14 protein-coding genes are annotated in these 17,115 nt (G+C 66.3%); 7 read left to right on the top strand and 7 right to left on the bottom strand.

Annotated elements, in window-relative coordinates; translation table 11 throughout:
• Window positions 1–9: 9 nt before the first annotated feature.
• On the bottom strand, window positions 10–714 hold the full coding sequence (locus BS38_RS0120810) for a Maf family protein (protein ID WP_028272518.1): 705 nt from the start codon (window positions 712–714) through the stop codon (window positions 10–12).
• A gap of 484 nt (window positions 715–1,198) precedes the next feature.
• Between BS38_RS0120810 and BS38_RS0120820 the strand changes: the two genes are divergently transcribed.
• Window positions 1,199–2,800 carry an HNH endonuclease signature motif containing protein gene (locus BS38_RS0120820; protein WP_028272520.1) on the top strand — a complete coding sequence of 534 codons (1,602 nt, stop codon included), beginning with the start codon at window positions 1,199–1,201 and terminating at the stop codon, window positions 2,798–2,800.
• 135 nt (window positions 2,801–2,935) lie between these two features.
• On the opposite strand, the gene BS38_RS0120825 is transcribed toward BS38_RS0120820, so the two are convergent.
• Together BS38_RS0120825 and BS38_RS0120830 are read right to left on the bottom strand one after the other, a co-directional pair.
• Entirely contained in the window at window positions 2,936–5,467 is a 2,532-nt protein-coding gene (locus BS38_RS0120825; RefSeq protein ID WP_028272521.1) for an MMPL family transporter, read from the bottom strand.
• Window position 5,468: 1 nt separating this feature from the next.
• The gene (locus tag BS38_RS0120830) at window positions 5,469–6,167 is read right to left on the bottom strand and encodes a TetR family transcriptional regulator (RefSeq protein WP_081818998.1); all 699 of its coding nucleotides are present in this window, start codon (window positions 6,165–6,167) and stop codon (window positions 5,469–5,471) included.
• A 182-nt stretch (window positions 6,168–6,349) separates the two neighbouring features.
• Here BS38_RS0120830 and BS38_RS0120835 point away from each other — a divergent pair, with 182 nt between their 5' ends.
• The gene (locus BS38_RS0120835) at window positions 6,350–6,901 is read left to right on the top strand and encodes a hypothetical protein (protein WP_028272523.1); all 552 of its coding nucleotides are present in this window, start codon (window positions 6,350–6,352) and stop codon (window positions 6,899–6,901) included.
• 98 nt (window positions 6,902–6,999) lie between these two features.
• Here BS38_RS0120835 and BS38_RS0120840 read toward each other — a convergent pair whose 3' ends face one another.
• The 4 genes from BS38_RS0120840 to BS38_RS0120855 all read right to left on the bottom strand — a co-directional run bounded on the left by BS38_RS0120840 (window position 7,000) and on the right by BS38_RS0120855 (window position 12,357).
• Entirely contained in the window at window positions 7,000–8,448 is a 1,449-nt protein-coding gene (locus BS38_RS0120840; protein WP_028272524.1) for a dicarboxylate/amino acid:cation symporter, read from the bottom strand.
• Window positions 8,449–8,706: 258 nt separating this feature from the next.
• Window positions 8,707–10,392 carry a DUF885 domain-containing protein gene (locus BS38_RS0120845; RefSeq protein ID WP_028272525.1) on the bottom strand — a complete coding sequence of 562 codons (1,686 nt, stop codon included), beginning with the start codon at window positions 10,390–10,392 and terminating at the stop codon, window positions 8,707–8,709.
• Between the two features lie 109 nt (window positions 10,393–10,501).
• Window positions 10,502–10,690 (bottom strand): acyl-CoA carboxylase subunit epsilon, encoded by a 189-nt coding sequence (locus tag BS38_RS0120850; protein ID WP_028272526.1) that lies wholly within the window; start codon window positions 10,688–10,690, stop codon window positions 10,502–10,504.
• 83 nt (window positions 10,691–10,773) lie between these two features.
• Window positions 10,774–12,357 (bottom strand): acyl-CoA carboxylase subunit beta, encoded by a 1,584-nt coding sequence (locus tag BS38_RS0120855; protein WP_028272527.1) that lies wholly within the window; start codon window positions 12,355–12,357, stop codon window positions 10,774–10,776.
• Window positions 12,358–12,580: 223 nt separating this feature from the next.
• Between BS38_RS0120855 and BS38_RS0120860 the strand changes: the two genes are divergently transcribed.
• The 5 genes from BS38_RS0120860 to BS38_RS0120880 form a co-directional block, all read left to right on the top strand.
• Window positions 12,581–13,471 carry an SDR family oxidoreductase gene (locus BS38_RS0120860; protein WP_028272528.1) on the top strand — a complete coding sequence of 297 codons (891 nt, stop codon included), beginning with the start codon at window positions 12,581–12,583 and terminating at the stop codon, window positions 13,469–13,471.
• Window positions 13,472–13,521: 50 nt separating this feature from the next.
• Window positions 13,522–14,490, top strand: coding sequence for a biotin--[acetyl-CoA-carboxylase] ligase (locus BS38_RS0120865; protein ID WP_028272529.1), 969 nt, complete (start codon window positions 13,522–13,524; stop codon window positions 14,488–14,490).
• Entirely contained in the window at window positions 14,483–15,109 is a 627-nt protein-coding gene (locus BS38_RS0120870; protein ID WP_028272530.1) for a PH domain-containing protein, read from the top strand. Before BS38_RS0120865 ends, BS38_RS0120870 begins: the two co-directional genes overlap by 8 nt.
• Window positions 15,110–15,164: 55 nt before the next feature.
• Window positions 15,165–16,505, top strand: a complete 1,341-nt coding sequence (locus tag BS38_RS0120875; RefSeq protein ID WP_028272531.1) for an adenylate/guanylate cyclase domain-containing protein — start codon at window positions 15,165–15,167, stop codon at window positions 16,503–16,505.
• A 166-nt stretch (window positions 16,506–16,671) separates the two neighbouring features.
• A partial coding sequence (locus tag BS38_RS0120880) for a hypothetical protein (RefSeq protein ID WP_231511375.1) occupies window positions 16,672–17,115 on the top strand: 444 nt, incomplete at its 3' end.

The following is a 17,115-nucleotide window of genomic DNA, read 5'->3' on the forward strand; positions in this document are numbered from 1 at the left end:
CGAATTGGCTCACTCAGCGCGGACTTCTGCGGGGTCAATGGCGCCGCCGGTCCACAGCTCGGTAATGCCCACCTGCGCCTGCCCCAGCAGGGCGCGGAGGGTGGAAATGGAAAGCCCGACGACGGTGTGCGGGTCGCCGTCGACCTTGCGGATAAAGGCCCCGCCGTAGCCGTCGATCGTGAACGAACCGGCGCACTGGAGCGGCTCGCCGGTGGCGATGTAGGCATCGATTTCGTCGACGCTCATATCCATGAAGTGGACCTCCGCGGAGGTGACGGAGCCCAGGGTGGCGCCCGTGCCGGTGCCGGTGCTGGTGTCGGAACCGGATTCGGCGTCGGCGTCGTCGTCCGGCTCGGTGTCGCGGCAGTCCACCAGCCAGTGGCCCGTGTGCAGCACGCCCATGGCGCCGCTCATGCGCAGCATCCGCTCTTTGGCGACGTCGGCCGTGTACGGCTTGCCGTGTGCCTCTCCGTCGAACTCGAAGACGGAATCGCAGCCGAGCACCAGGGCACCCTCCGCCTCGGGCAGCGAGGCCACGGCCTCCGCCTTGGCGCGGGCCAGCAGCAGGGCGGTGTCGTGCGGGTCCGTCACGCCGTAGCGGGCCTGGACCGCGTCCTCGTCCACATCGGAAACCAGGATCTCGTGCCGGATGCCGGCATGGCTCAGCAGCTTGGTGCGTGCGGGGGACTGGGAAGCAAGAATGAGGCGGGTCACCGGTCCAGCCTAGTTCCCTTCTGTCTGGTTGGCAGTGGTCCTTTTCTTCGTAGGTCGCTGGGACGGTCCGCGCCGGCGTTGTCGCTCACGTCTTATTGTCGGAGGTTGGCGGGATAGTGGGTTCATGGACGGGAACCATGGACCGGAAGCGGCAGGGACAATGGCCGGGCGGAAAGAAGCCAACCTCCCCCGCGTGGTGGAGGTGTGCAGTCTCGCGCTTCGACAGATTACTGTGCCTGAGGGCAGTGCAGAGCTATTCGAATTCTGTCGGCGGCTGGACGAGGTGGGCTCCGCCTTGGCTACTATCGGGACGCGCGCCCAAGTGGCGGTTGTCCTGAGCCGTGCCCGCATAGGCCCATGCGGGTTCGGGACCTCACCGATGGCATCCGAAGCGGCCGACCGGCTCCTGCGGGCCACGATCAATCTCCTGGCCGTTAGTGGCAGGGCTCAAAATACTGTCAGAGCCCAGAGAGACACTTGAGCCATGGACGGTCTTGGGGGATCCGAAGAGACGCCGGCACTGGCGGTGGGGTGCGGTTGCGCTTGCAGCTGTGGTCAGGGGCCGGCAACGCAGGACCCGGCCTGGGGGCTGGACGGTGTTCCGCCCGGGGACGGTGGTGCGGGCATGATCGATGAGATCCGGGCGTTGGAGGATCGGAAGTCTGCGTTGGCTGCCCGTCAGGCCCGGTTGACGGTGGCCTTTGATCTGCTGCAGCGCCGGGCGCAGTCGATTGCCGGGGTCCCCGCAGACCAGCTCGGGGCGGGTGTCGGGGCGCAGGTTGCGCTGGCCCGGCGGGAGTCTCCGGCGAAGGGGAGCCGGTTGCTGGGTCTGGCGAAGGCTTTGGTGACGGAGATGCCGCACACGCTTGCTGCCTTGGAAGCGGGGCAGTTGAGTGAGTGGCGGGCCACGTTGCTGGTGCGTGAGACGGCGTGCCTGTCGGCGGACGACCGGTGTGCGGTCGATGAGGAACTCGCGCCGGATTCCGGGGCGCTGGCCGGCTCCGGTGACCGGGCCCTTGTTGGCGCGGCCCGGGCCGCGGCGTACCGGCTGGATCCGCGCTCTGTCGCGAAACGTGCTGCGCATGCTGTGACGGAGCGGCATGTGAGACTCCGTCCCGCCCCGGACACGATGTGCTATCTGACGGCCCTGTTGCCGGTTTCGGCCGGTGTTGCGGTCCATGCTGCGCTGACCCGGCAGGCTGATACTTTGCGTTCGTCCGGGGACATCCGCTCCCGCGGGCAGATCATGGCGGACGACCTGGTTGAACGCGTCACGGGCACACCGGGCGGGATCAGCGGTATTGAGATCCAGCTGGTGATGACCGACCGCACCCTCTTCCAGGGCGACAGCGAACCGGCCCGCCTGCCCGGCTACGGTGTAGTTCCCGGCGGCTGGGCCAGAAGCCTTCTTGGCCCGGCCGGAGCGGCGCCTGCAAATTCCGAGTCCGACGCTTCCGTGTCCAACGGTTCTGTGCCAGCCGGATCCGTGCCAGGCGCTGTGCCCTCAGAAGCGGCAGCTGACCAGGCGTTCAACACCTGGATCCGCCGCCTGTACACAGCCCCGGGCTCGGGTGAGTTGGTGGCGATGGACTCCCGGGCGAGGCTTTTCCCGGCGGGGCTCCGGCGGTTCATCGAGGCCCGCGACGACACGTGCCGTACCCCGTACTGTGATGCTCCCATCCGGCACCTGGACCATATCGTTCCCTGGCACGGCGGTGGCGCTACAACGGCCGGCAACGGTGCCGGGCTCTGCGAGGCCTGCAACCACACGAAGGAATCGCCGGGCTGGAGAGCACACCCGGCCAGCGCACCAAACGCACCCGCCGGAACGAGTGTTCCCGGCGGGACGAGTGGTCCCGGCAGGGCCAGGCATGGCATCCAACTGACAACTCCCAACGGCCATACTTATCACTCCACTGCGCCGCCGTTGCCGGGGAGTCAACGAGGCAGCCCGGCCACAGACTCCGGCCATCCGGAAGAAATCCGCTACCGAGAAGATTCCAGTCGTCGGAAAGAGCTCCGCCACCACGCCAAGGTTCACCGACGTGCCCTCCGGTCACGGCGTGTTGCTCCACTCGCGGCCTAACTCTGGCGCGGCCCACAGAGCGCGGCACGGAGAACAAGGCCCACAGAACAGGGCCCACAGAACATGGCCCACAGAACAGGCCGCCCGCCGATCAGTTGATCAGCGGGCGGCCTGTGGCGGACTAGGGGAGCCCGGTCAGCGTGCGCCGACTTCTTCCGGTTCCACCTCGGCGGCCGGCGCAGGTTTGCGGAGCTTGGCCCCCTCCACATCCACGTCCGGCAGGATGCGGTCCAGCCAGCGCGGCAGCCACCATGCCTTTTCGCCGAGCAGGTACATCACGGCCGGGACGATCGTCATGCGGACCACGAAGGCATCAATCAGCACGCCGAAGGCCATGGCGAACCCAAGCGGCCGGACCATGTTCAGGTGCGAGAAGATGAAGCCGGAGAACACGCTGACCATGATGATCGCGGCGGCTGTGACCACCGCGGCCGCGTGGCTGAATCCCGACCGGACGGCGTGCTTGGCTGATTCCCCGTGCATGAACGATTCCCGCATGCCGGAGGTGATGAAGACCTGGTAGTCCATGGCCAGCCCGAACAGCACGCCGATCAGGATGATCGGCAGGAAGCTCAGCACGGCACCGGGATTTTCGACGCCGAACACCGCTCCGAGCCAGCCCCACTGGTACACAGCCACGACCGCGCCGAACGCTGCGGCGAGCGAGAGCAGGAAGCCTCCTGTGGCCAGCAGCGGCACCCAGATGGAGCGGAACACCAGCAGCAGCAGGATCAAGGACAGACCAACGACAATCGCCAGGTACGGCGGCAGTGCGTCACCGAGTTTGGTGGAGACGTCGACGTTGCCGGCGGTCTGTCCTGTGAGCCCGATGCTGACGCCCGTGGAGTCCTTGATCTGGCCCTTTTCGGCACGGAGTTCGGAGACCACCTGCACGGTGCTCGCGCTGGCCGGCCCTTCATTCGGAATGACTTGGAACACCGCGGTGCGGCGGTCCTCGCTCAGTGCCAGCGGCACGGCGGCGGTGACACTTCCGGTTTCGCGCAGAATGTCCGCGACATCGAACTGCTTGGCCTGCGCCTCGGCGTCGCTGAGTCCTTCGGGGAGGTCGCCCACCACAATGATCGGGCCGGTCATGCCCTCGCCGAAGCTCCGCTTGGTGACGTCATAGGCCTTGAAAGCCTGCGAGGCGACCGGCTCGGAACTGGCATCCGGCAATGCAAGCCGGAGCTGGCTGGCGGGCAGCGCCACCACACCGAGCAGGACGACTCCGGCCAGCAGGGCCAGCCACGGGTGATTGGTGACCATGCCGCCCCAGCCGTGGCTGCTGCGGTATTCGTCCCGGGTGCGGTCCTCGGTTTCGTGCCCCGGGGCGGCGTTGTGCTTCTCCGCCTTGGCCCAAGCACGCTTGGAGATCAGCTTCCGGCCCACCAAGGAGAGAACAGCGGGGGTCAGGGTCAAGGCAACGACGACGGCGACGGCCACTGTGGCGGCCGCGGAGAGACCCATAACTGCCAGGAACGGAAGGCCAGGGACCACCAGGGCAGCCAGGGCAATGATGACGGTCAGTCCGGCGAACATCACCGCGTTGCCCGAAGTACCGGTGGCCAGGGCCACGGATTCCTCGGCATCCATGCCGGTCAGCAACTGGCTGCGGTGCCGGTTGACGATGAAGAGCGAATAGTCGATTCCCACTGCCAGGCCGAGCATCAGCGCCAGCATGGGCGAGATGGAACTCATTTCCGTGGCACCGCTCAGGGCGATCGTTCCGCCCACACCGACGGCCACGCCGACGATGGCCATCAGCAGCGGAAGCCCGGCGGCGATCAGGGTCCCGAGCATTACCACCAGGACCAGGGCCGCAACGGCGATGCCGATGATCTCGGCGGTGCCAAAGAGTTCGGAGATGTCCTCGCTGATTTCCTTGCTGGGCAGGGCAGTGACGTTGGCGGCCGAGACCTCCTTGACGATGTCTTGGACCTGCTGGCGGACGTCGGGCGTCAGACCGTTGATGGAGGTCCTGAACTGGATTTGTGCGATTGCGGCCTTGCCGTCCTCGGAGACGAAGCGGAGGCCCTTCGAGGCGTCCAGCTGGCGGGCGCCAAGCGCAAGCTTGGCTTCGCCCGCTTCCAGTTCCTTAGTGCCGGCGTCGAGCTTTGCCTGGCCCTCGGCGAGGGCTGCTTTCTGCTGGCCGAGCTGTGCCTCGATCGCGGCAGCCGGCAAACCGGCGGCCGCCATCTGCTGTTCTGCTGCTCCCAGCTGTGCCTTTCCGGCGGCAAGCTCGGCAGCGGCCTGGTCCAGCCGCGCCTTGCCGGCCGCGGACTGCTCCCTGCCGGCGTCGAGATCTGCGACCGCCTTGTCCAGCTGCGCCTGGGTGGCGAAGGGATCGACTGTTCCCTGGACATCGGGAAGGGTCTTGAGTTTCGTCAGCGCAGCAGTGACCGCATCCCTTCCGGCCTGGCTGAACCGGGCGTCGTTGGCTTCGAACACCACGCTTGCCGAGCCGCCGGAGGACGAGGGGAGCTCCTTCTTGAGCTTGTCCGCCATCTGCTGCGTTTCGGTGCCGGGGATCTGGAAGTTGTTGGACAGCGTGCCGTGGAAGGCGGCGGCAGACCCGCCCACGGCCACCAGCGCTGCCAGCCAGAGCGAAATGACCAGCCAGCGGCGGCGATACGAGAACTTGCCGAGGCGGTAGAGGAAGAGGGCCATGTCAGTGCCGATCTGTGGAGAGGTTGGCGGTGGGCGTAAAGCCTGAGCCAAGGAGGCCCATGGCGTCGATCAGGAGCTGGCGGAGCCTTGCAAGCGACGTGGCGGAGAGGTCTGCGCCGCGCTCGGCGAACCAGACGTCCATGGCGGCTTTTCCGCAGGAGATGATGGACCCCGCAAGCGCGCGCAGGTAGAGCTCGTCGAGCTCCTCGCCCGTGGTCCGGGCGAAACGTTCGCGGGCCGCATCGATGATTTCCGCGGTGCAGTGGTCCCACGCCTCAAGTTCGGAACGGTTGAGCTGCGGATTGGACTGCGCCAGGCTGTACAGCTCGGCCATAGGGGCCACCGTCATGGGGTCGGCCAACTGAACCAGGGCAGCCCTCGCCGACTCAAGGATGGGCTCGTCGGCGGGCCGCAGCCGGAACTGCGCCAATGCGTTGTCCAGGAAGCCGTGGGTCACGGAGGCCAGTGCCGCCTCGGTGCTGCTGAAGTAGTTGAAGAAGGTGCGCCGCGATATCGCTGCGGCGTCTGCGATGTCCTCCACCGTGAAGTTTCCGGGCCCCTTGCTGCGCAGAAGCTGCAGGGCGGCATCGGTAATGGCCTGGCGTGTTGCGGCTTTGTTGAGTTCCCGGCGCGAGGGCGGCGGCGGTTCGGCGGTTTCACTGCGCGGCGGGATGGCTGGCGCATTCTGGGTGGGTGGCACGGCATTACACTACGTGCATTTTTACACTCTGTGCAAGTTTCTCAGAATGTCCGATTCACAGCTTCCTAACAGCTTCATGACAGGTCTTCCATAAGTGGATGCCGGAGCCTTGAGGAAGGTAGGCGCACTGTACCTGCCACCAGAAGTAGCCGCGCTGCTGCGGCAGATCGAGGAGACGTGCCATGACAAGCAGAAAGAAGTTGGGCCTCGGCCTGGGCGCCGCTGCCCTGGTTGTCGGGGCCGGGATCGGCATCAGCGGAATTGCGTCCGCAGCTACCACTCCGACCCCCACTCCGTCAGCCAGCGCATCGGCCGGTGCTAACACCGACGGCCACGACCGCGGCCACAAGGGCGGCCGCCACGGGCACGAAGGGGGCGTGCAGGCATCGGAGCTGGCGGCCAAGCTCGGGGTTGACCAGGCAAAGGTCACGGAGGCGCTGAAGGCGTTCCGCGATGCCAACAAGCCGGCCACACGGCCCGCCGAGGGAGAGAAGCCGGACCGTGCGGCCAGGGAAGCCGCCTTGGCCAAGTCCCTCGCGGAGTCGCTCGGGATAGAAGAATCCAAGGTCACCTCCGCACTTGAGGAGCTGCGCGCCGCGGAACGGTCCGAGCGCGCGGCGGCCCTGAAGTCCCGGCTGGACAAGGCTGTCGCGGACGGCAAGCTCACCCAGGCGGAAGCCGACGCCGTCACCAAGGCCGTGGAAAACGGCGTGATCGGCGGCGGCGGCCGCTAGGACGTCCCACCACATCAGCGCGAACGTACAGTTGAGGCCCCAAACCCGTGTGGATTTGAGGCCTCAACTGTACGTTCGCGCTTCGGCGACGATGCGGGTTACGCCTTGGCGTCCGCCAGCTCGCGTTCGTCCCGTTCAGTTGCCGGAGCGGCCGCCGTCGGATCTGCACTGGCGGAGTCGTCCGCGAACGGGTCGCCGTTGCGCGGTGCGTTGTACAGCGCCTCGTCCAGGATGCCCTGGCGCTTGGCCACGATCGTGGGGACCAGCGCCTGCCCGGCGACATTGACCGCAGTGCGGCCCATGTCCAGGATCGGGTCGATCGCCAGCAGGAGGCCGACGCCGGCCAGCGGCAGTCCCAGCGTGGAGAGCGTCAGGGTCAGCATCACGACGGCGCCGGTGGTGCCGGCCGTCGCGGCGGAGCCCAGCACGGAGACGAGGGCGATCAGCAGGTACTGGCTGAAGTCGAGCTGGATGCCGAAGAACTGGGCTACGAAGATCGCGGAGATGGCCGGGTAGATCGCGGCGCAGCCGTCCATCTTGGTGGTGGCGCCCAGCGGTACGGCGAAGGAGGCGTAGGCGCGGGGTACGCCCAGGCTCCGCTCCGTCACGCGCTGGGTCAGCGGCAGGGTGCCCACGGACGAGCGGGACACGAAGGCCAGCTGGACAGCGGGCCAGACGCCGGAGAAGTACTGCTTGACGGACAGCCCATGGGTGCGGACCAGGACCGGGTAGACCACAAACAGGACGAGGGCCAGGCCGACGTAGATGGCAAAGGTGAACTTGCCCAGCGACCCGATGGTGTCCCAGCCGTAGACGGCCACGGCGTTGCCGATGAGGCCCACAGTGCCCAGCGGGGCGATGCGGATGATCCACCACAGCACCTTCTGGATGACCGCGAGGGCTGAGGCGTTGAGGTTCAGGAAGGGCTCGGCGGCCTTGCCCACCTTCAGTGCCGCCACGCCGACGGCGATCGCGATCACCAGGATCTGCAGGACGTTGAAGCTGACGGACGTGCTCACTGTCGTTGCAGCGTTCGCGCTTTCCGTCACAGTGGAACTGGCGCCGAGGCCGAGGAAGTTCTTGGGGAACAGGCCGGTGAGGAAGGCCCACCAGTCACCGGACTTGCCGCTGTACTTGGCTTCCTGGGTAATGCCGGTGCTGGCGCCGGGCTGCAGCAGCACACCCAGGCCGATGCCGATCAGCACCGCGATCAGCGACGTGATGGCGAACCACAGCAGCGTGTTCCAGGCCAGCTTCGCAGCGTTGGAGACCTGCCGGAGGTTCGAGATGGAGCTGACGACGGCGGTGAAGATAAGGGGCACCACGGCGGTCTGCAGCAGCGAGACGTAGCTCGAGCCGATCGTCTGCAGGGTGGCGCCGAGGGCATTGGGGCTTGCCTTGGTGCTGCCGGTGTACTTGGCCAGGAGGCCAAGGCCCAGGCCCACGATCAGGGCGGCAATGATCTGGAAGCCGAACGAGCCGGCCCATTTGGGCAGCCGGAAGCCGGTGTTTCCTGCGGGGGAGGGAGTGCTGGTTTGAGTGGTCACCCGAACACGCTAGGCGGCACAAAATACAGCTTCCATTCGACATTGAGAAATATTACGCGGCCCCATTCGGCCATCACGCTCACATGCAAGCAATTTCGGCGCCAGGTCAGCGTTTTATGAAGTTATTCCCAGGTCCGGTGTGGCAAACGTCTCGTGAACGGACCGGAGGGACGGTCATCCGGCAGCGTGCGTCCAAGCGAGGAACGAGCGAGCACGCCGAGGATGTCCGTCCCTCCGGGACGCAGCGTCGAGACCGGCCTACCCCAGCAGCGCGCGCTTCAGCGTATCGAGCCCCACGGAGCCGACGTTGAGTGCCTTGGTGTGGAAGGACTTCAGGTCGAAGCCGGGGCGGGCTTCGAGCTCGGCGCGGATCTGCTCCCAGAGGCGCTGGCCCACCTTGTAGGACGGAGCCTGGCCCGGCCACCCGAGGTAGCGGGCGAATTCGAAGTTGAGCTGGCCTTCGCTGATCGCGAGGTTCTGCTTCAGGAAGTCGTAGCCCTTGTCCGGCGTCCAGGTGCCGCTGCCCCAGCGCTCCGGCACGTCGAGCTCCAGGTGCACGCCGATGTCGAACACCACCCTCGCGGCCCGCATGCGCTGCATGTCGAGCATGCCCATGTGGTCGCCCGGGTCCTTGAGGTAGCCCAGTTCCAGCATCAGCTGCTCTGCGTACAGCGCCCAGCCTTCGCCGTGGCCCGAAGTCCAGCAGACGTTGCGGCGCCACTTGTTGAGCAGCTCCCGGCGGTAGATGGCCGTGGCGATCTGGAGGTGGTGCCCGGGCACGCCTTCATGGAACACCGTGGTGGTTTCGGCCCAGGTGGTGAAGGTGTCCTCGCCCGCGGGGACCGACCACCACATCCGGCCCGGCCTGCTGAAGTCGTCCGAAGGTCCGGTGTAGTAGATGCCGCCTTCGTCGGTGGGGGCGATCAGGCATTCGAGCGTCTTCATGATGTCCGGGATCTCGAAGTGCACGTCGGCCAGATCCGCCACAGCCTTGTCCGAGAGGCCCTGCATCCAGGCTTTGAGGGCGTCGGTGCCTTTGAGCTGGCGCGCGGGATCGCTGTTCAGGATTTCCTTGGCGTCCGCCACCGAAGCGCCGGGCCGGATCTCGTTGGCCACGCGTTCCTGTTCGGCGATGAGCCGTTCCAGCTCCTGGACGCCCCAGGCGTAGGTCTCGTCGAGGTCCACCGTCGCGCCGAGGAAGGCCCGGGATGCCAGCGCGTACCGGTCCCGGCCCACAGCGTCCTTGGCCGGTGCCGCGGGCAGCAGTTCGGCGGACAGGAAATCCGCCAGCTTGAGGTACGCGGCGCGGGCCGCGGTGGCGCCGTCGTCGAGCTTTGCCTGCAGTTCCGCCGAAAGCGGGCCGTCCGCGGTCTTGGCGCCGGCGGCCATCTTCGCGAAGAAGCCGTCCTCGGCAGCGTATCTGGTGGCCTGCTCGACGACGATGGACACTTGCCGGGAGGCGGAGACCTTGCCCTGTTCCCTGGCGTAGCGCAGCGACTCGATGTAGCCATCGATCGCGCCGGGGACGCTGTGGGCGCGCCCGGCGATGTGCTCCCAGTGCTCCGTGGAATCGGTGGGCATCAGGTCAAAGATGGCACGGATGTCCTGCGCCGGCGAGGCGATGTTGTTCAGGTCCGCGGCATCCCAGCCGGATTCGTGGATTTCCAGCTGCAGCCCCAGCCGCTCCCGCATGGCGTCGAGCGTGACGGCGTCAACGTCGTCCACCGGCTCCAGCCCGTCCAGTTCGCGGAGGGCCTTGCGCGCCGCAACGATGAATTCTTCGATTCCCGCAGGCGAGAAGTCCTGGAATTCAGTTTCGTGGCCGGGCACGCCGAGCGTGGTGGCGAAGCTCGGGTTGAGCCTGATCAGGGTGTCCGTGTAGGCGTCTGCGACGGCGTCGATGGCTGTGTGGGGGCGCGCTGAGGCTGCGGTTTCGGTAGTCACCCCACGAGACTAACGGGGCGATCCCAGTTATGAAAGACTCACTGAACTTTTCGGTGTGTCAGTTCCCGGCCGGTGCGGTGATGCTGCGGCCAGACGGCAGCTGCCGGCCTTAGCCGCGGCTTCGCTTCCACGCGCCCGGCCCCGGGGTGGGGGCCAGCCGCAGCTGCTGCCGCCGCACCCAGTGGCGGACGCTGGGCTTCGCATCGCCTTCGGGCGCGGTACTGCCGAGGGAAAGGACGACGGCGGTGAGCGCCGCGAGTTCCACGTCGGTCGGTTCGCCCTTGACCACCGAGAACAACGGTTCCCCGGCTGCTGTTTCAGGTGATGGTTCGTTCCCGGCCGGTGAAACGGCCGGGTGCGCGGCGGGCTCCACGTCCGGGGTCACAGCGGAATGTTCCCGTGCTTCTTGGCGGGAAGGCTGGCGCGCTTGTCCCGCAGGGCGCGCAGGCCCTTGATGATCTGCACCCGGGTCTCGGACGGCGCGATGACGGCGTCCACGTACCCGAGCTGGGCGGCCTGGTAGGGGTTGAGGAGCTCCTCCTCGTACTGCCGGATCACCTCCGCGCGCTTGGCCTCGACGTCACCGCCGGCCTCCGCCACCGCAGCAAGCTCGCGGCGGTACAGGATGTTGACGGCGCCCTGCGCGCCCATGACGCCGATCTGGGCCGTGGGCCAGGCCAGGTTCAGGTCGGCGCCGAGCTTCTTGGAACCCATCACGATGTACGCCCCGCCGTATGCCTTGCGGGTGATGACCGTGAGCTTGGGGACGGTGGCCTCGGCGTAGGCGTACAGGAGCTTGGCGCCGCGGCGGATGATGCCCTGGAACTCCTGGTCCTTGCCCGGCAGGAAGCCCGGCACGTCCACCAGCGTGATGATGGGGATGTTGAAGGCGTCGCAGTGCCGGACGAAGCGCGCGGCTTTTTCCGACGCGGAGATGTCCAGGGTGCCGGCGAACTGCATGGGCTGGTTGGCCACGATGCCGACGGTGTGCCCCTCGATGCGGCCGTAGCCGATCATCACGTTGGGTGCGTAGAGGGCCTGCATCTCCAGGAAGTGCCCGTCATCCACGATCTGCTCAACGACCTTGCGCATGTCGTAGGGCTGGTTGGCCGAATCCGGAATGAGCGTGTCCAGGGCGAGGTCGTCGTCGTCGACTTCGAGGTCCTGCTGGTGCTCCAGGACCGGAGCCTCGGCCAGGTTGTTGGAGGGGAGGAAGTCCAGGAGTTCACGGACGAACTCGATGGCGTCCGCCTCGTCCGAGGCCAGGTACGTGGACGTGCCGGTGGTGGCGTTGTGCTGCCGCGCTCCGCCCAGGGTCTCCATGTCAACGTCCTCGCCGGTGACGGTCTTGATCACGTCCGGTCCGGTGATGAACATGTGCGAGGTCTTGTCCACCATGACCACGTAGTCGGTCAAGGCAGGGGAGTAGGCCGCGCCGCCGGCGGAGGGGCCCATGATGAGCGAGATCTGGGGGACCACTCCGGACGCGTGGACGTTGTTGCGGAAGATGTCCGCGAACATGGCCAGGGAGGCCACGCCTTCCTGGATGCGGGCGCCGCCGCCGTCGAGGATGCCCACCACGGGGCAGCCGTTGCGCAGCGCGAATTCCTGCACCTTGACGATCTTCTCGCCGTTGACCTGGCTGAGCGAGCCGCCGTAGACGGAGAAGTCCTGGCTGTAGACGGCCACGGGGCGGCCGTCCACCGTGCCGTAACCGGACACCAGTCCGTCACCCAGGGGCTTCTTCTTCTCCATGCCGAAGGCCGTGGAGCGGTGGACGGCCAGGGCATCGAACTCGACGAACGATCCCTCATCCAGGAGGAGGTCGATGCGCTCGCGTGCCGTGTTCTTCCCGCGGGCGTGCTGCTTTTCGATGGCTTCGGGGCCGGATGGCTGTTCGGCACGCGCCTGGCGGTCGCGGAAGTCTGCAATCTTTCCCGCAGTCGTTGTCAGATCGTGGCTCATCAAGTGTCTCCGGCTCTGTAGCTGATTGTTCGCTGTAGCTGATGGTGGCTGGCCCTGTGTCGCGACGGCGCTTAAGTAGCTTCCGCACAAAAACAGGACCCTGTTGGCTAGTCTAGTGACGCTATTGGCCGGGACCGCTGTAGAAAACCTACAATTTTCTGCCGTCGGGTGACGCCGACCGTTATGTTACTCACCGGTAACATACTTCGGCTAGAGTGTCCTTATGACTTCAAGCAACGATGCTTCGGGCACCGCCGCAGGGCCGTACCAGGCCGCCGGTTCCCTTCAGGGACGCACCATTTTGATGTCGGGCGGCAGCCGCGGCATCGGCCTCGCCATTGCGCTCCGCGCCGCGCGCGATGGCGCCAATATCGTGCTGATGGCCAAGACCGGACAGCCGCACGCAAAACTCGAAGGCACGGTCTTCAGCGCCGCGGAACAACTGGAAGCAGCAGGCGGCCGGGCGCTCCCGATCGTCGGCGACGTCCGCAATGACGACGACGTCGCCGGGGCGGTTGCCGCCGCCGTCGAACGGTTTGGCGGGATCGACATCGTGATCAACAACGCCTCCGCGATCGATCTGTCCAAAACCGACGCCGTGGACATGAAGCGCTACGACCTGATGCAGGACATCAATGTCCGGGGAACCTTCCTGCTCTCCAAGCTCGCCCTGCCGGCACTTCGCCGCTCAGCAGATGCCAATATCCTGACGCTGTCACCGCCGCTGAACCTGGATCCCAAGTGGGCAGGCATGCACCTTGCCTACACCATGGCCAAATACGGCATGAGCCTCACCACCCTCGGCCTGGCCGAGGAACTCAAGGAAGACGGCATCAACGTCAACTCGCTCTGGCCCTGCACGCTGATCGACACGGCTGCCATCCGGAACATGCCCGGAGGCGAGAACATGGTCAAGGCAGCCCGCGGACCGGAGATCATGGCGGATGCGGCACATGCAGTGTTGACGGGAAGCAACCTGGCGGGCCAGGCGGGCCGGCGGAGCGGCAACTTCTACACGGACGAACAGGTGCTCGCCGCGGCCGGCGTCACCGATTTTTCGCCGTACAGCCTCGGGGCGCCGGAGGGCCGGCTGGTCCCTGACATTTTCCTCTGAGAACCCGTCCGCCCGCCGCCGGAGCCGCGCCAACTCGGTAGGATTCAACTATGGACGCCCCACAGCCCGCCGACGGCCAGGACCCGATCACCCCGCAGTCTCCCGCTGCCCGCGTTGGACTCAACAGGAACGAACTGGGCAGTGAGGATTTCCTGGCTGCCAACGGCATAGCGCAGCTCACCGTGGTGGATTCAACAGGTTCCACCAATGCGGACCTCCTGCAGGGAGTGACCGTCGATCCGCGCGCCTGGCCGGACCTGTCCGTCCTTACCGCCGAGCACCAGACCGCCGCCCGCGGCCGCCTGGACCGGCACTGGGAGGCGCCGCCGCTGAGCTCCGTGTCCGTGTCAATCGTCCTCCGGCCGGTGAACGCCGAAGGACGGCCGCTGCCCACGCACAGCTACTCCTGGTTCTCGCTGCTCGCCGCCCTTGCCCTCCGGGAGGCCCTCCTGGAAACGGCAGGGATCCCGGCCGAGATCAAGTGGCCCAACGACGTCATGGTGCGCGGCCGGAAAATTGCGGGCATCCTGGCCCAGCTCGGACCGATGGGGGACGGCACTGTGCCGCCTGTGATCCTGGGCACCGGGCTTAATGTGACCCTGACTGCCGAGGAGCTTCCCGTCCCGACGGCCACATCCGTGCTGCTGGAAAACGCCCGGACAGTCGACCGGACCGCGCTGCTCAAGAGCTACCTGTCGCGCTTTGCCGCGCTGTACCGCAATTTCTGCAATGCCGACGGCGACCCCGCCGCCGGGATGGCCGGCGGACCGTCGCTGCACAAGCGCGTGGAATCGGTCATGTCCACCCTCGGCAAGCAGGTGCGCGCACAGCTGCCCGGCGACCACGAGATCATCGGCCATGCCTCCCGCCTGGACGAGTACGGCTCCCTGCTGGTGGTGGACGCCGGCAAGCACGAGCATGTGGTGACGGCCGGCGACGTCGTTCACCTCCGCCCCTGGACCCCGCCCGGTACCGGAACCGATACGGGAACCGGCACCGCGGAAAGCGGATATGCGTAAAGAGCTCCTGCCGGGTGAACAGGTCATCACTGTTACCCGGCCGCAGCCCCGGAAGCTCTTTTTTCCGGGGCTGCTGTTCATCGCCGGACCCGCTGTGGGCGCCTTCGCCAGCGCTTGGATCGTGAGGGGCGAGCCGGCCAGGCTGGTTCCGCTGATCTCCGAGGGATGGACTATTTGGCTTGTCGCAGTGTGCGTCGGCGGTGTTGCGTGGATACTGTTGGGATACTGCCTGCCGCGGCTGCTCAGATGGCACGCCACCCAGTACGTGCTGACGAGCCGACGGATAATTGCCCGTTACGGTATGTTGCGCAGGCGGGACATGCAGATCCCGCTCGCGGCGGTTCATCATGTCGGCGTCAGTCAGTCACTGTGGCAACGCATATTGCGTTCCGGGAATATATCGTTGGATACCGGACACGGTGCCGAGTCGGTCATCCCGGATGTTCCGGAAGCTGCGAAGTTCCGGAACTTCGTTCTCGATGCCATCGATGAACTGCCGGCCGGAGTGATCTACGAGGCGGACCGGGCGCAGGACATTGCCGGGGACATGCCGCGGTACCGGCCGTGGGATAGGGGAGAGACGTGGGATACGAGAGAAGGTGGAAGAGATGAGCGCTGAGAATGCCGGACCCGTGGACAACACCGGAACCGTCGACCAGGCGGAGCCGTCTGAGCTGCCCTCTCCGCCGGACGCCGTAGTGGAGACCGCCACCCTCGAAGCCGCTGTCCTGGAAACGGCCACCCTGGATCCGGTTTCATTGGAGGCACCGGTATCCGTGGAGCCGCCCGTTTCCTTGGAGGCGCCGGTGCTTGAGGTATCCCCGCTTGGAACATCCGTGCTCGAGTCGTCGGTGCCAGGCGACCCTGCAGCCACCCCGGCATCAGCCCACCAGCCAATACCCCACGACCCTGCCCAGTATGACCCGTCTTCGCCGGGATCGTCCTCGAGTGAAGCTGCTCCCACGGGAACCCTTTCTGCCGAACGGCTCGCCGCGAAGGCGCTGGAGGCCCGGCTCCTCGGCGGTGAGCGCAAGCTGCGCCGCCGTGAGGTGGCGGCCGGTGCCGGGCTGTCGCTGCTGTCCGCCCGCAAGCTGTGGCGCGCCCTGGGCTTTCCCAACCTTGGCGACGAGGATGTTGCCTTCACCGAACGCGACCAGGCGGCACTGTCCACCGTGGTGGACCTGGTCCGGGCGGGAAAGCTCACCGAGGAGGCGGCTATTTCCGTCACCCGGGCCATCGGGCAAATGACCGACCGCATGGTGGTCTGGCAAATTGAAGCGCTTGTGGAGGACATGGTGCACCGGCAGGGTGTGCCGGACGCCGTCGCCCGCAAGAGGCTGGTCAACCAGCTGCCGTCCCTGGTGGATGCACTCGAGGAAATGCTGGTTTACTCCTGGCGCAGGCAGCTCAACGCGGGGGTCCAGCGGCTTGCCGTACGGGCCGAGGCCGGACTGCAGGCCAGCGAAGAGGGCCGCGAGGGCGACGAGGATGACGCACCGCTGCCACTGGCGCGGGCCGTAGGATTTGCCGACCTGGTTTCGTACACCAGCCTTTCGCGTCGCATGAACGAGAAGACCCTGGCGCAGCTGGTGCAGCGCTTCGAGAACAAATGCGCCGAGATCATTTCGGTCGGCGGCGGACGGCTGGTGAAAACCGTGGGGGATGAAGTCCTCTATATTGCCGAGACACCGGCGGCGGGTGCGGAAATTTCCCTCGCCCTGTGCCAGGCCTTCACCGAGGATGAGATCCTGCCCCAGGCCAGGGTGGCCATGGTGTGGGGGAGGATCCTGTCGCGGCTGGGCGACATTTACGGTCCCACCGTCAACCTCGCCGCGCGGCTGACTGCGCTGGCGGATCCGGGCACCGTGCTGGTCGATTCGATGACGGCCGCTGCGCTCGAACACGACGAACGTTTTGTGCTGGTCCCGCAGGCGGCCGAAGAGGTTCGTGGCTTCGGTGAAATACACCCCGTCCTGTTGCAGCGCGGCAGTGGCCGGGGACTCGTCCTGGACTGATATCCACCCGTATTGCTCCACCTGCGTTCCCCGGACTCCCGCATCAGCGGACGGAGGAGCGGGTTTCTAAAATTGATGGTCTTATGACATAGTCGGATTGACCCGGTATGTCGCTTTATGGGGCCTTAGCGTGCCCGGAATGCATTTTTGTGGGGGAAAACTGGCAATGAAACGGCTACTTCGATCCGTGACGCCCAAATCGGAACGGACGCCGAGTTATCGGCGTGCCGGGATCCTCCGCGGCACGGTTTTTGCGGTGGCCGGTGCTGCGTTGGTGGCGGGGGCGGTGATTTATCCGGGGTTTAAGACCACTGAGGTGGAGTTGAACGACGGCGGTGTGTGGGTGGTGAGTAAGGCCAGGAATGCTGTTGGGCGGTTGAATTATCCGTCGCGTGTGCTGGATGGTGCGGTGACTCCGGCGAGTACTACGTTCGATATTCTGCAGAATTCCGGTGATGTGTTTGTCGATGATGAGACCGGTTCGACGTTGAATCAGGTGTCGCCGGCGAATATGCAGTTGGGCGGGGATAAGCAGTTGCCGGGTGCGGCTGAGGTGAGTTTTGGTTCCGGGGTTATTTCGGTGACGGATCCGGCCAAGGGCAAGGTGTGG

This window comes from Arthrobacter sp. UNC362MFTsu5.1 (genome assembly GCF_000685965.1).
In the GTDB taxonomy this organism is placed as follows: domain Bacteria; phylum Actinomycetota; class Actinomycetes; order Actinomycetales; family Micrococcaceae; genus Arthrobacter.